The sequence below is a fragment of the Halorubrum rubrum genome (assembly GCF_024494685.1).
Lineage (GTDB): Archaea > Halobacteriota > Halobacteria > Halobacteriales > Haloferacaceae > Halorubrum > Halorubrum rubrum.
Genome location: NZ_JANHDM010000009.1, coordinates 1 through 13,037 on the forward strand (window position 1 = coordinate 1; position 13,037 = coordinate 13,037).

15 protein-coding genes and 1 pseudogene are annotated in these 13,037 nt (G+C 68.4%); 5 read left to right on the forward strand and 11 right to left on the reverse strand.

The window, feature by feature from the left end:
* On the reverse strand, positions 1 to 212 hold a 212-nt coding region (locus NO889_RS10600; protein ID WP_256412224.1), incomplete at its 3' end, for a hypothetical protein.
* 142 nt (positions 213 to 354) lie between these two features.
* On the opposite strand from NO889_RS10600, the gene NO889_RS10605 reads away from it, so the two are divergent.
* The gene (locus NO889_RS10605; protein ID WP_256412225.1) at positions 355 to 1,236 is read left to right on the forward strand and encodes a hypothetical protein; all 882 of its coding nucleotides are present in this window, start codon (positions 355 to 357) and stop codon (positions 1,234 to 1,236) included.
* A gap of 12 nt (positions 1,237 to 1,248) precedes the next feature.
* Here NO889_RS10605 and NO889_RS10610 read toward each other — a convergent pair whose 3' ends face one another.
* Positions 1,249 to 1,542: a DUF8124 family protein gene (locus NO889_RS10610; RefSeq protein ID WP_256412226.1), complete on the reverse strand. Its 294-nt coding sequence runs from the start codon at positions 1,540 to 1,542 to the stop codon at positions 1,249 to 1,251.
* A gap of 106 nt (positions 1,543 to 1,648) precedes the next feature.
* On the opposite strand from NO889_RS10610, the gene NO889_RS10615 reads away from it, so the two are divergent.
* Positions 1,649 to 2,518 (forward strand): DMT family transporter, encoded by an 870-nt coding sequence (locus NO889_RS10615; RefSeq protein ID WP_256412227.1) that lies wholly within the window; start codon positions 1,649 to 1,651, stop codon positions 2,516 to 2,518.
* A 47-nt stretch (positions 2,519 to 2,565) separates the two neighbouring features.
* On the opposite strand, the gene NO889_RS10620 is transcribed toward NO889_RS10615, so the two are convergent.
* Positions 2,566 to 3,066: an SRPBCC family protein gene (locus tag NO889_RS10620; protein WP_256412228.1), complete on the reverse strand. Its 501-nt coding sequence runs from the start codon at positions 3,064 to 3,066 to the stop codon at positions 2,566 to 2,568.
* Between the two features lie 168 nt (positions 3,067 to 3,234).
* Here NO889_RS10620 and NO889_RS10625 point away from each other — a divergent pair, with 168 nt between their 5' ends.
* Positions 3,235 to 4,161, forward strand: a complete 927-nt coding sequence (locus NO889_RS10625; protein ID WP_256412229.1) for a DNA-3-methyladenine glycosylase family protein — start codon at positions 3,235 to 3,237, stop codon at positions 4,159 to 4,161.
* A 48-nt stretch (positions 4,162 to 4,209) separates the two neighbouring features.
* The gene (locus tag NO889_RS10630; RefSeq protein WP_256412230.1) at positions 4,210 to 4,587 is read left to right on the forward strand and encodes a DUF555 domain-containing protein; all 378 of its coding nucleotides are present in this window, start codon (positions 4,210 to 4,212) and stop codon (positions 4,585 to 4,587) included.
* 65 nt (positions 4,588 to 4,652) lie between these two features.
* On the opposite strand, the gene NO889_RS10635 is transcribed toward NO889_RS10630, so the two are convergent.
* The 6 genes and pseudogenes from NO889_RS10635 to NO889_RS10660 form a co-directional block, all read right to left on the reverse strand.
* Entirely contained in the window at positions 4,653 to 4,886 is a 234-nt protein-coding gene (locus NO889_RS10635) for a UPF0058 family protein (RefSeq protein ID WP_142987748.1), read from the reverse strand.
* A gap of 111 nt (positions 4,887 to 4,997) precedes the next feature.
* Positions 4,998 to 5,177: a DUF7836 family putative zinc-binding protein gene (locus NO889_RS10640; RefSeq protein WP_256412231.1), complete on the reverse strand. Its 180-nt coding sequence runs from the start codon at positions 5,175 to 5,177 to the stop codon at positions 4,998 to 5,000.
* Positions 5,178 to 5,270: 93 nt separating this feature from the next.
* On the reverse strand, positions 5,271 to 6,281 hold the full coding sequence (locus NO889_RS10645) for a transcription initiation factor IIB (RefSeq protein WP_256412232.1): 1,011 nt from the start codon (positions 6,279 to 6,281) through the stop codon (positions 5,271 to 5,273).
* 316 nt (positions 6,282 to 6,597) lie between these two features.
* Positions 6,598 to 6,906 carry a DUF8036 family membrane protein gene (locus tag NO889_RS10650; RefSeq protein WP_256412233.1) on the reverse strand — a complete coding sequence of 103 codons (309 nt, stop codon included), beginning with the start codon at positions 6,904 to 6,906 and terminating at the stop codon, positions 6,598 to 6,600.
* Between the two features lie 106 nt (positions 6,907 to 7,012).
* A pseudogene (locus NO889_RS10655) lies at positions 7,013 to 7,537 on the reverse strand (mechanosensitive ion channel family protein); the annotation flags it as partial.
* 28 nt (positions 7,538 to 7,565) lie between these two features.
* A complete protein-coding gene (locus NO889_RS10660; protein ID WP_256412234.1) occupies positions 7,566 to 8,840 on the reverse strand; it encodes a Zn-dependent hydrolase in 1,275 nt (424 codons plus the stop codon).
* Positions 8,841 to 8,971: 131 nt separating this feature from the next.
* On the opposite strand from NO889_RS10660, the gene NO889_RS10665 reads away from it, so the two are divergent.
* A complete protein-coding gene (locus NO889_RS10665) occupies positions 8,972 to 9,193 on the forward strand; it encodes a PLDc N-terminal domain-containing protein (RefSeq protein WP_256412235.1) in 222 nt (73 codons plus the stop codon).
* Positions 9,194 to 9,300: 107 nt separating this feature from the next.
* Here NO889_RS10665 and malQ read toward each other — a convergent pair whose 3' ends face one another.
* Both malQ and malA read right to left on the reverse strand, forming a co-directional pair.
* Positions 9,301 to 10,791, reverse strand: a complete 1,491-nt coding sequence (gene malQ, locus NO889_RS10670; RefSeq protein ID WP_256412236.1) for a 4-alpha-glucanotransferase — start codon at positions 10,789 to 10,791, stop codon at positions 9,301 to 9,303.
* Between the two features lie 127 nt (positions 10,792 to 10,918).
* Positions 10,919 to 12,994 (reverse strand): alpha-amylase MalA, encoded by a 2,076-nt coding sequence (gene malA / locus NO889_RS10675; protein WP_256412237.1) that lies wholly within the window; start codon positions 12,992 to 12,994, stop codon positions 10,919 to 10,921.
* Between the last annotated feature and the right edge of the window lie 43 nt (positions 12,995 to 13,037).

Below are 13,037 nucleotides of genomic sequence, written 5' to 3' on the forward strand. Positions count from 1 at the left end.
AGCCCACCCGCGTGCCGGGAAGTACTGGAGTGAGCGATCCTCTGGGAACCGCGGTTCGCCGCCTCGCCATTCATACTGTAGTCGTATTCGGGCCCACGGTCGTCGCGGCCGTGGGCTTTTTTCATACGTGTCGACGAGCCGAACGGCCGTCGATCGGCGAGTCCGAGGTCCCGTGACGTCAGGATTTGAGGGAATTCGGTGGTGATCGACACACGCACGGCGTTTCCTTCGAGTTCCGACCGCACGGATCGGCGGCGGCGCACCGGTTCCTGGAGGGTATCGGACGGTAGAGATCTCAGTATTGATTGTTTCACCAATAAGTTTATGGTATTTCTGTTTGAAGACAACACGTTCATGACCGTCCCGACGACACGCGAGGTCGACGTCACGATCCGGGTCGATTCTATCGGATCGCCGTCCGTTCGGGACGGGGTATCGGGGGGGTCCGTCGTCTCGGTGTTGTTCGAGACGGGTCTCGAGGCGTGGCGACGGGCGTGGAACGATCGAGCGGGGGAGTCACCGCGGCGGGAGGCCGTCGTCGTGGCGAGCGATATCGCTCGTGGCGCGGCCGCGACGGCGACCACGCAGGTCCTTCCGGAGCGGCGTCTCGCGTACACGATACTCGGACCTGACGCCGACGCCGATCGTCTCGAGGACCCGATCGGCGACGCGCTCGCGGAGTTCGAGGGTTCCGAACCACGAGTGCTACTCGACGATCTCGCGCCGTTCGCTGCCGCGCGCGGTTCCGCGGAGGCCGTCGGTGTGATCGAGACGGTCGCGACGGAGCCCGCCGTCGACTCGGTCACGATCGGGTGGTCGCTCACGGCGGACTCGGCGTCCGCGCTGTCGCCGATTCTCGAACACGTTGACGAGATCGAGGGGATCGATTCGGAAGCGATGGCGGCGATCGACCGACTCCAGCGGGAGGACCCGACCACCTTCGGATACGTGCGGCGGCATTGGGCCGAGGCTCAGCGGGGTATCGAGTCCTGCTCGCGGAACTACCCGCAGTCGAAGCAGATACACGCCGCGCTCTCGGACCCCGAGACGACGCCGCGAACGCTCGGAGCGACGCTGTCCGGGCTCGTCTCGCTCGGCGTGCTCGACACGTGGGCGGAGACCGTCGGGTCGACGCGATACGACCTCACGGCGTACGACCCCGTCCGAATGGCGGCGATCGGCGTCGCGTTCGCGGCCGTCTCCGACGACGATCCGGACCGGGTCCTCGAAGAGTGACGCACGTGACGGTCATCGTTCGTCGTCGCCGGAGCGACGGGGAATCGTCAGATCGCAATCGACGACCGATCCGTCGGGATCAAGGGTGACCGTCCCCAGCGTCACCGTGTCTCCGGTGTCGTATTCGGTCGCGATCGTCTCGAGGACGGATCGTCTGTCGAGTCGCTCCCAGACGACCTCCGCGACGAGCGACTGGAACGTCTCCGGGTCGGTCCATCCCGAGTCGATGTCCGTCGGGACGTGGACGAGGAACCGAAGCTCCTCCTCGGTGAGGCGCACGCCGACTCCGAAGGTGTCCGGGCACATGTCCTCTCTTTCGACTCCGCGATTCAAACCTCCGTCGACCTCCCGAAAGCGGTAACCGGGTCCGCCGGAAAGCGACCGTGTGACCTCAAGCAGAACCGCTCCGCGCGTGTCCCCGGAGCTGGGACTCGTGACCGCGGTTCTCGCGGTCAGCACGGGGGCGATCCTCGTCAGGTGGAGCGATGCGCCGAGCTCGGTCGCCGCCTTCTATCGGGTACTTTTCACCACCCTTCCGCTCCTTCCGGTCGCCGCGTGGCGGTATCGCGAGGGGTTCGCCCGGATCGATCGACGCGATCTCGGCTTCGCGACGTTGTCGGGGGTCGCGTTGGCGGTCCACTTCGCCTCGTGGTTCGAGAGCCTCGAGTGGACGAGCGTCGCCGCGAGCGTCACCCTCGTTCAGGCACAGCCGGTGTTCGTCGCGCTCGGTGCGTGGCTGCTGCTTCGTGAGCGGGTCACTCGCCGGATCGCCGTCGGGATCGGGATCGCCGTGGGCGGGATCGTGGCCATGTCGCTCGGCGACTTCCTCGGCGGCGTCCTCGTCGGCCCGGCGCCGCTTTACGGCAACGCGTTGGCACTGATCGGAGCGGTGACGGCCGCAGGCTACGTCCTCGCCGGCCGGTCGCTACGACAGCGGCTCGCGTTGGTTCCGTACGTGGTCGTCGTCTACGGCGTCTGTACGGTCTCGCTTTTGGTGCTCGTGCTCGCACAGGGACACCCGCTCTCCGGCTATCCGCCCCGCGAGTGGGCGGTCTTCCTCGGTCTGGCGATCGGGCCGGGGCTGTTCGGACACACCGTGGTCAACTGGGCGCTCGGGTATCTCGAGTCGAGCGTCGTCTCGGTGTCGCTGCTCGGGGAGCCCGTGGGCGCGACGATCCTCGCGTTACTGCTCCTCGGCGAGGCTCCGACTCGCTTCACGGTCGTCGGCGGCGTGATCGTTCTCGCGGGGATCTATCTCACGACCACGGGAACCGACGGATGACTGGCGGGTGACCGACGGATCCGCCGGCACTGGCAGATGATCCCCGGTCAGGCCCCGCCGAACCGCGCCTTCGTTCGTCGGTGTCGGTCCCGAAACATTCCCTCGAACCCGACCTTCGCGAACGGCCCCGCGGCGTCGCCGAGCGCGCCGAGGGGGAGCCGGTACTCGACGGCGTCCACGAGCACCGTCTCGTCTCCGTCGGCGTAGAAGGCGTGGGTGTGCTCCCAGGTCCGGAACGGGCCGTCGACCATGTCGTCGACGAAGTACGCGCTTCCCTCGACCGGCGCGTCGCCGTCGGGTTCGCGTTCGACGATCCGCGAGATCCACCGCTGGCGGGGGACGACGCCGAACGGCCGGATCGACATCCGGATCTGCGAACCCGCCCTCAACACGTCGGGGTCGCGTTCGCCGTCCGGTCCCTCGACGGCCTCGATCCGCATGTTCATCCAGTCGGGCGTCAACTCGAGAAGTCCATCGACCGTCGAGTGGAACGCCCACACCTCGTCGATGGGGGTGGCGATCCGGGTTCTCCGGCGGTACGTCGGCATACCGGATCTACGGCGTCGACGGGGAAAAGCCCCCCTCCAACGCGTCCGGATGTCGCCGCCCACGACCGGACGTCGCTGTTCCGTCCGGACGTCGACTTCCGGTTCGGCGCTCGTCGACGATCCGGGGTACCGAAACCCCGATACGTTCGCGTCACCTCCCCGGATCCGATGGAACGAGGAGCGATCGACGTCGCCGACCTCTCGGGACCCTTCGACCTCCAGGCGACCGTCGAGAGCGGACAGAGCTACCTGTGGAACCGCGCTGACGGCCGAACCTACGAGGACCTTCACGCCCACGGCGGCGACGAGTGGTACGAGACCGTCGTCTCCCCGATCCCGGACCTCACGGACGAGCGAGTTCCCCTGCGGGTCCGACAGGTCGGCGGCGTCCGCGACGGAACGCTCGAGTGGGAGGCGTCGACGGACGCGGTGCCGCTTCTCACCCATCTGCTCCGACTCGACGACGACCTCGACGCGATACGTGACGCGACGCCCGACCTCCCGCTGCTTGAGCGGGCCTACGACAGGTACGAGGGAATGCGGTTGGTCCGGGACCCGGCGTTCCCCTGTCTCGTCTCGTTCATCTGCTCGGCACAGATGCGCGTCGCCCGGATCCACGGGATGCAACGCAGGCTCCGGGAGACGTACGGAGAAGCCGTCGACCTCGACGGGGAGACGTATCGCGCGTTCCCGAGGCCGGCACGGCTCGCGGCACGGAGCGAATCCGAGCTTCGTGACCTCTCGCTCGGATACCGAGCGCCCTACGTTCGGCGGACCGCGGAGATGGTCGCGTCCGGGGAGGCGGATCCGCGAGAGGCGGTCGGTCTCCCGTACGAGGAGGCGCGGGAGTCGCTGACCCGGTTCGTCGGCGTCGGCGACAAGGTGGCCGACTGTGTCGCGCTCTTCTCTCTGGGATTTCTCGAGGCGGTGCCCCTCGACACGTGGATCACCACGACCATCGAGGAGTACTACCCCGACTGCGACCGCGGATCCTACGCGGAGACGTCCCGTGCCATTCGCGAGCGATTCGGCGACGAGTACGCCGGATACGCCCAGACGTACGTGTTCTATCACCTCCGCGCCGGCGGGGAGTGACGCGCCGGCCGAAGCTTCATACTCGTTCGCACGGTACCCCTTCACGTGATGGACTGTCGAGTCGTCGTGGAGGCTGCCGTCCCCGTTTACGACGTGGAGACTGCCGACGAGGCAGTCCGGATAGCGGTCTCGAAGACGGGAGAGATGTTGAATCCCGACCTCAACTACGTCGAGATCGACATGGGGAGTCGCACCTCCCCGTCAGGAGAGGAGCTCCCTCCCGCGTTCATCGCCGCCGACGAGGCGCTCGTCGCGCTCGAACTCCGGATGGACGTGTTCAACGTCGACCGCGACGAACACGCCAGGCGGATCGCCAGAAAGGAGATCGGCCAACGGCTCCGAAACATCCCGCTCAAGGTCCTCTCCGTCGAGGCGATCGACGGGGGGGAAGCGACGGAACGCTCGTCGGCCGACGAGGACGAGTGACCCTCCGCTCGCCGACGTGGTCGTCACTCGGGACGTAACGAACGACGGTAGCTACTCGACGAGTCTCAGTCCGCGGTGGGGGCCAGCGGCTCCGATTCCGCCTCCTCCATCGGCTCCGTGATCCCTTCGGTCAGTTTGAAAACGGCCGCCTTGTGATCCGTCTTCGATTTGTGTATCGATGTCGGCTTGACGCCGAGTTCTTCGTACGCGTCGAGGTCGAGGTCGTCATTCCAGAACTCGCACTGTTTTCGTACCTCGGCCAGGAGGCCGTGAAGGTGGATGAGCTCCTGTTTCTTCATGAGTAACGGTCCTTTGCTACCGGAGGCTTATATTACTATCCTGAGTCTAGTTACCACACCACCCGTCTATATAGTTCTCGGACCTCCGAACGCCGCTGGAATCCTCGGTTATCACTGGAACTGTCGGACCGTCTCGAGGTCCCGTTCGGTCAACATGAACTCCGTGAGCCGTCGGGTCGCGTGACAACTGGAACAGCTGAAGTTCGTGCGCAATCCGGGCAGCCCGGCCGGATTTTCCTGCCACTCCTTGGCGCACTCCGGACACACGAGCCTGACGAACGCTTCGACCATGGGGGCACGTACAGCCCGTCGGATTAAAAATATATGTGACGAGATCACGTTTCACACGACTCGTTCGCCGACGGCAAGTCCCCTCCGCCGGGCTTACGCGGCCAGGTGATCGCTGGCCTCGAGCAGCTCCTTGTACCGGTTGCGGATCGTGACCTCGGAGATGTCGGCGACCTCGCTCACCTCGCTCTGGGTCACCTTCCGGTTCGACAGGAGGGCGGCGGCGTAGACGGCCGAGGCTGCGAGTCCGACCGGCGACTTCCCGCTCGTGATCCCCGCGTCCTTCGCGCTTCTCAGGAGCTCCCGTGCGAGGCGTTCGACCTCCTCGGGAAGGTCGAGCCGCGAGACGAACCGGGGCACGTAGCTCTCGGGATCGGCCGGCTGTACCTCCAGGCCGAGCTCCCGGACGACGTAGCGGTACGTCCGCGTGAGCTCCATCTTGTCGACGCGCGAGACCGCGGTGAACTCGTCGAGGCTCCGCGGGTTTCCGACCTGCCGGGCGGCGGCGTACAGCGCGGCGGTCGCGACCCCCTCGATGGAGCGGCCGGGAAGGAGGTTCTCGCTCAGCGCGCGGCGGTAGATGACCGAGGCGGTCTCACGGACGTTGTCCGGCAGCCCGAGCGCGGAGGCCATCCGGTCGATCTCGCCGAGCGCCTGCTTCAGGTTGCGCTCCTTCGAGTTTCGGGTGCGGAATCGCTCGTTCCAGGTGCGGAGCCGCTGCATCTGTCGCCGCTGGCGGCTCGAGAGCGACTTCCCGTACCCGTCCCGGTCCTGCCAGCCGATGTTGGTCGAGAGCCCCTTGTCGTGCATCATGTTCGTCGTGGGCGCGCCCACGCGAGACTTGCTGTCCCGCTCGGCCGAGTCGAACGCGCGCCACTCCGGCCCGCGGTCGACCGAGTCCTCCTCGACGACGAGCCCGCAGTCTTCACACACCGTCTCGCCGTGTTCGGTGTCCGTCACGAGGCGGCCCGTACACTCCGGACAGCTCGTCACTCGGCTGGTTTCTGATTTCTCGGCCTCTGTGCTCTCCTCGTTCGCTCGCTCCGAAGGGGCGGTTCCGTCGACCGCCTCGTCCCGCTCGTACCGTCGAATGCGTGTCTCTGTCATGGGTGTTCTCCGATCGAACTCCCGACGAAAATGCGGGGGCCGGGGGTGCCCGATTCGTTAACTATCAGTAATCGATATAGATATATAAACCTTTCGCTAACGAGTCCGGGTTGCTATCTCAGAAGACGCCGAAAACGCTCGATATCGGCGCTTAAAGTCTTTGATCGTCGATCGTCGAAACAGCATGTCACTCGGTAACTCACAGACAGGGATATATAAATCATTACGTCGTAGATCTCGGTGAATGCGTTCCGGATCGACTTCCTCGCGGGGTCGATCGATCACTCGGTTCTTCGCCGAGCGATATTCGCGCGGGTTAATCCCAGGTGATCCAGACGAGAAACACCAATCCGACGGTCTGGAGCAGGTGAAGCGCCATCATCGCACGCCACGCCACCGAGGGGACTGCCTCCGAGGCGAACCACGCCGACAACATCGGATCGACGAGGTAGATGTAGAGCGCCAGCGCGTTCTCTCCGAGCAGAAATCCCCCGAACATCACCAGGCCGAGGGTGTGCTTCGAGCGGAACTGGAGGTAGTTCCGTCCCCACACCCACATGAGTGCGAGGAGCAGGACCACGTTCAGCCCCGCGGAGAACCGTGCCACGTCGAACCAGAGACTCATCGTACGCCAGGTATCGGTGTGGGTGTATAATCGCTTTCCCAAATGGGTCCGGATTTCCGGGTCGTTCCCCGTTGGCGTCACCGTCGACTCCGGTTCGGGGTTCGGGCTACCGGTTCCGGCTCACCGGGAACGCGACCCGATCGGGGTTGTCGTTGAACCGGCCGAGTATCCGTTCGTACAGCGCGTTCTTCACCCGCTGGCCGCGTCGCGGGTGCGTGAGGTACCGCAGACGGAGCTCCACCCACGACTCACCCTGTGTCACGTTGACGGTCGGCCCGTCGTGGACCTCCAGCTCGACGGGCGTCTCCGAGAGCGCGTCCCGGTAAGCGGCGACCCCGGCGACCATCTCCTCGCCGACCAGGTCCGTGGCCTCCTCGCGCGTGATCTCGCGTGCGAACTCGAGGTCGGTCTCGTAAGCGACCTGTACCGCGACCTCGTTCCACACGTACGGCGACCCGCCGCCGAAGTTGACCACGTCCGAGGAGAGCACGACGCTGTTCGGGACGGTCACGACCCGCCCCGACGGCTGGTTCGTGCTGACGAGCTCGCCGTTGATCTCCCACAGCGTCGTCACGAGGAACTCCACCTCGATCACGTCGCCCTTGGCGTCGCCGATACGAACCCGGTCGCCGCCGCGCTCGCGGGAACGGCGGTCGGCCCTACTCGCCCGCGCCAGTGGTCAGCGCGACCGCCCCCGCGAGGACCTCCGTCGCGGCCGCACACTCCGCCCAATCGGTCCACTCGCGCGGGTTGTGCGAGATCCCGTCGCGAGAGGGCGCGAACAGCAGCGACGCGTCGGTGACCCGCGCGATCCGCATCGCGTCGTGGGCGGCACCCGAGTGGAGATCGATCGCGGACCGGCCCGCCGCGTCGGCCGACTCGTGGGCGGCCTGCCGAAGCCGGTCACTCATCGGCTCGGGCGGGACGTCGAACGGGCGCTCGAAGTCCGTCTCCACGCCCCGCTCGCGTTCTAAGCGATCGAGCGACTCGCGGGCCGCCTCGGCGATCGCGTCCATCGACTCCGCCTCCACGTCGCGGACGTCCACGCCGGCCTCGACGCGGCCCGGAACCACGTTCGTCGCGTTCGGCGAGACCGACAGCGATCCAACCGTGCCGACGGCGGTCTCGGAGGAGTCCGCGACCACGTCGTTGGCGGCGGCCTCGACGTCCAGCACGAACTCGCTCGCGGCCGCGAGCGCGTCGGTCCGCTCGTCCATCGCGGTCGCGCCCGCGTGGTTCGCCTCGCCGAGGATCGTCGCCTCGCAGTGGCTGATACCCGTGATCGTCGTGACGATCCCGGCGTCGACGGCCGCCTCCTCGAGGGTGGTGTCCTGCTCGATGTGGAGCTCGTAGAACGCGTCCCACCCCGCCGGATCGAGCGTTTCCGTCCCCTCTCCGCGGTAGCCGATCCCCTCGAGCGCCTCGCCGAGCGTCTCGCCGTCGTCGTTCTCGTAGCCGAGCGCCTCCTCGAGGTCGGTCACGCCGGTCGCGACGCTCGATCCCAGCAGCCCGTTCCCGTAGGTCGCGCCCTCCTCCTCGGTGAAGCTGACGACGACGACCGGTCGCTCGGGTTCGACTCCGGCGTCGCGCATCGCGCGTACTGATTCGAGTGCGGCGTACACCCCGAGCGGGCCGTCGAAGATCCCGCCCTCGGGGACGCTGTCGAGGTGGCTCCCGCACGCGACGGGCGCGGCGTCGGGGTCCGCGGAGTCCGGCACCCACTCGCCGGCGACGTTGCCGATCGCGTCGACGGTCACGTCCATCCCGGCGTCCTCGAGCCGCTCGACGAGCCGGTCGCGCGCCCGGCGGTTCGCCTCGCTACCGGTGCGGTTCGTCCGGCCGTGTGACTCGGGGTCCTCGAGGTCGAGCCGGCCGAACGCCGCGTTCCCCTCGATGTCCGCTCTGAGCCGGTCCTCGTCGACTGGGAGTTCCATACGCCTAGGGTTCACCCACGGGATAAAAACGGTTCGTCGTCGTCGAGTCGCCGGGTCGTGGCGTCGCCACCGGCGGGTCGTCGCGGCGCTCGAGGGAAAAGCACTTGCCGTCGCGAGTCGACCGCGCTCGTATGGTACTAGCCGTCCCGCTGCAGGGTGGAGCCGTCGCGGCGTTCTCCCTGCTTTTCACCCTCCTGTTGTTCGCGGTGCACATCGCGATGATCGTCTGGACGTACAACGACGCGCAAAAGCGGAGCGGTCACCCGCCGGTCCTGTGGGCGATCGTGGTCTTCCTCGCGCCGCTGCTCGGGATCGTGTTGTACTTCATCATCGGTCGCGACGGCGGCTACTGAGGATCGCGGACGACGCGCTCCGAGCGCTCACCGCGTCTCTCGCGCGCGAAACGAGACGTAGCGAGTCGCGCGCGCCGACGGTGGAGTGATCCGGTCGCGGGTCACCGTCACCGCACGTGGAACTCGCCGAGTTCGCGGAGCCGCCCGGCGAGGTCGTCGCTCAGCGCGTCGCGCTCGACGCGCCACTCCCAGTTGCCGTCGACGGTTCCGGGCTCGTTGAACCGCGCGTCGCTGCCGAGCCCGAGCAGGTCCTGGACGGTCGTCATCGCGATGATCGCCTCCGACCCCCACACCTCCTCGAGTATCGCCCACTCGATCGGCCGGTCGCCGCCGTAGCCGAGGTTGTAGTGGAGCGCGTCGCGCTGTTCGGGACCCAAGTCCTCGTAGTAGCCGACCCAGGTGTCGGTGTCGTGCGTGGAGGTGTAGCCGACGACGGACTCCGGGAAGTGCATCGGCTGGTACGGGTTGCCCGACTCGGTCCAGTTCGCGTACTGGGGCACCCGCATGCCGGGGAAGCCGAACTCGGCCATCAGGTCGTCCATCCGCGCGTCCTCGAACCCGAGGTCCTCCGCGATGAAGGGGGCCTCGCCGAACTCCCGTTCGACCGCCTCGAAGAGCGCCCGTCCCGGCCCGTCGTGCCACTCGCCCGCGGCCGGGTCGTCGGCGTCGGCGGGGATCGCCCAGTAGCGCACGAACCCGAGGAAGTGGTCGAGCCGGGCGACGTCCGCCAGCTCGAACAGCCTGCGGAACCGGTCCATCCACCAGCCGTAGTCGTCCTCGGCGAGCCGCTCCCAGTCGTAGACGGGGTTCCCCCAGCGCTGCCCGTCGTCGCCGGCGTTCGGCGGCACTCCCGCCACCGCGGCCGGGCGGTTCCCCTCGTCGAGCCGGAAGGCCTCGGGGTTCGCCCACACGTCCGCGGAGTCGAGTGCGACGTAGATCGGCACGTCGCCGACGACCTCGACGCCCGCCTCGGCCGCGTGCTCGCGCAGGGCCGCCCACTGCCGGTCGAACGTCCACTGGCAGAACTCGTGGTACCGGATCTCCTCCGCGTGTTCCTCCCGCGCCGCCGCGAGCGCGTCCGGGTCGCGCGTGCGGAGCGGCTCCGGCCACTCGACCCAGGTGTCCTCCGGTCTGGCCGCCGAGAGCGCGCGGAACAGCGCGTACTCGCTAACCCACGGCTCCCGCTCGCGGAAGGCGTCGAACGCCTCCGTCGACGTCGGATCCGCCGCCGACTCGAACCGGTCGAACGCGGCCCGCAACAGCGGGAGCTTGTACTCGCGGACCGCCTCGTAGTCGACCCGGTCGGTCGGGAACGCCGGAACCGGATCCAGGTCGTCCGTCTTGAGCCAGCCGTCGTCGACGAGGCTCTCCAGGTCGATCAACAGCGGGTTTCCGGCGAACGCCGAGGGCGACTGGTACGGCGACTCCCCGGCGGCCCCGATGGTCGGTCCGAGCGGGCACACCTGCCAGTAGTCGACGCCGGCCTCGTCGAGAAACGAGAGGAACGCCGCCGCGCCGTCGCCGAGGTCGCCGATCCCGTGAGGCCCCGGCAGCGACGTGACGTGACAGAACACTCCGTCGGAGCGATCGAATCGCATGGCTACGCCTGCGACGGCCACCGACTCAAGCGTTGCGTCCGCGCGTGTCGGGTCCCCGGCTCGAACCGATCTCCCCCGCCGGCGCGACGATCGTTGCCTCCCCACGCTACGTCCCCGTGGCGCGACGCTACGTCCCCACCGACACGACCGCCACGTCGTCGACGCGGATCCGTTCTTCTCCCCCGGCGTCGGCCTCCACGCAGGGGTCGCCCGTGACGACGTCCAACCGCCCGTGGTCGGCGTCGACGGCGACGAGCGCCTCGCCCGGCGCGAAGTTGAGGACGACCACGAGCGCCTCCGACCCGTGCTCGCGGCGGAACGCCACCACGTCGTCGGGGTGGACCGCCGCGTCGTCGCCGGCGATCTGCCGCTCCCCCGACCCGCCGCCGGCGACGCGGTAGTCGACCCGCTCGAAATCCCCGGCCGGGCCGAGCGCCGGATGCGCGTCGTGAGCGGCCGACAGCCGCGCGTAGCGCTCGCGGACCTCCGGGCGAGCGTGCTCCCACGCGATCGCGTCGCGCCGGCCGCGCTGGCCGATCTCCTGGCCGGCGTACACCATCGGCACGCCCGGCAGGGTGAACGTCGCCGCGGCCGCCGCGGCCGCCGCGTCGTCGCCGCACTCCACGCGGTAGCGGGTCTCGTCGTGGTTCTCGACGTACTGAAGGAAGCCGGCGCGGTCCGGGAACCCCACGGCGGCGCGCTTCTCGACCGCGTCGATCACGGCGTCGGCCGGTTCGTGACCCCGACCGACCTGGCGGAGGGTGAAATACAGCGTCGCGTCGAAGTGGACGTCGAACATCCCCTCGTGGAACCGGGGGACGTACGGGATCGTCTCGTCCATCAACAGGAACTCCGGGTCGGCCGCCTTCACGCGGTCGCGGATCTCCCGCCAGAGCGAGTCGGGAACCGCCCACGCCATGTCACAGCGGAAGCCGTCGACGAGCGGGGCCCACTCGTCGACCACGTCGAGGAGGTACCGCCTGACCGTCAGGTTCGCGTGGTTCAGGTTCGCGATCAGCTCCCAGTCGAAGTAGGTGCCCGGCTCGCCCGACTCCTGCCACTCGTAGCGGTCGCGGTACGGCGAGTCGGGGTTTCCGTATGCGTCCCGGAACCACTCGTGATCGCGGGCGGTGTGGTTCAACACGAGGTCGAAGAGCACGCGCATCCCGCTGTCGTGGGCCGTCTCGACGAGCCGTTCGTAGTCCTCGCGGTCGCCGAGGTCGTCGGCGATGGAGAAGAAGTCCGTGATGTTGTAGCCGTGCGGCTTCCCGTCGTTCTCGAGCACCGGCGTGAGCCACAGCGTGTCGACGCCCAACTCGGCGATCTCGGGGACCCGCGCTTCGATCGCGGCGAGCGTCTCCCCGTGCTCGGCGTCGGCGAAGGTCCGGACGTACACCTCGTAGACGCTCGCGTCCGCGGTCCACGCGGGCGGCCGGTTCTGCGGCGTCACCGCGAAGGACTCCCCCGCCGTCGGGTCGCCGAGAGCGTCGCCCCCGGCGAACGGGTCGGATCCGCCGGCGTCGACGCGGTCGACCGAGACGGCGTCGGCGACGCTGACGCGGGCGTCCTCGTCGGGTTCGCGGGCGACCGCGACCGCGTGGACTCGGAGCCGGTCGGGGACCGATCCGGTCGGCAGCCGGAGGGTCGCTCCCCCCTCCGTTTCGGTCTCGGTCACCGCGTCGCGCGGGTTCGTCCGCCCGGCCGCGATCGCCGCGGCGACGTCGCGGTCGTCGATCACGAACTGTACGGCGAGCTCGTCGACCGCGAGCGACGAGGCCGGGTTCGGCGTCGCGGTCGCGCGCACGACGACCTCCGCGTCTTCGACCTCGGCGTCGAGCCGGATCCGCGGCGGGCCGCCGTCGTCGGCGAGCCGGCCGGCCGCGTAGTCGATCCCGTCGCGGTCGGCCTCGCGGTCGCGGATCGCCTCGCCGCTGCCGCCGGCGACGTCGATCCCCTCGTAGGCCGCGGAGAACGCCAGCACGGTCAACAGGTGGTCGCCGTCCGGGGCCTCGAGTCCGAGCTGGTATCGACCCGGCACGTCCGGGGTGAACTCGGTCACGGGATCGGACCCGACGGTCGAGTCGCTCGTCGGCGGCGCGTCCGCGACCCGCCAGGCGTAGCGTCCGGTCGGGTCCGGGTCCCGCGGCGCGAGCTGTACCGTCTCGCCGGTCGAGACGAACCGTGGAGGTCCGGGATGGTGCATGCCGGCCCATCGACGCCGAGGGTCTTCGGTGTTGCTCTCGACG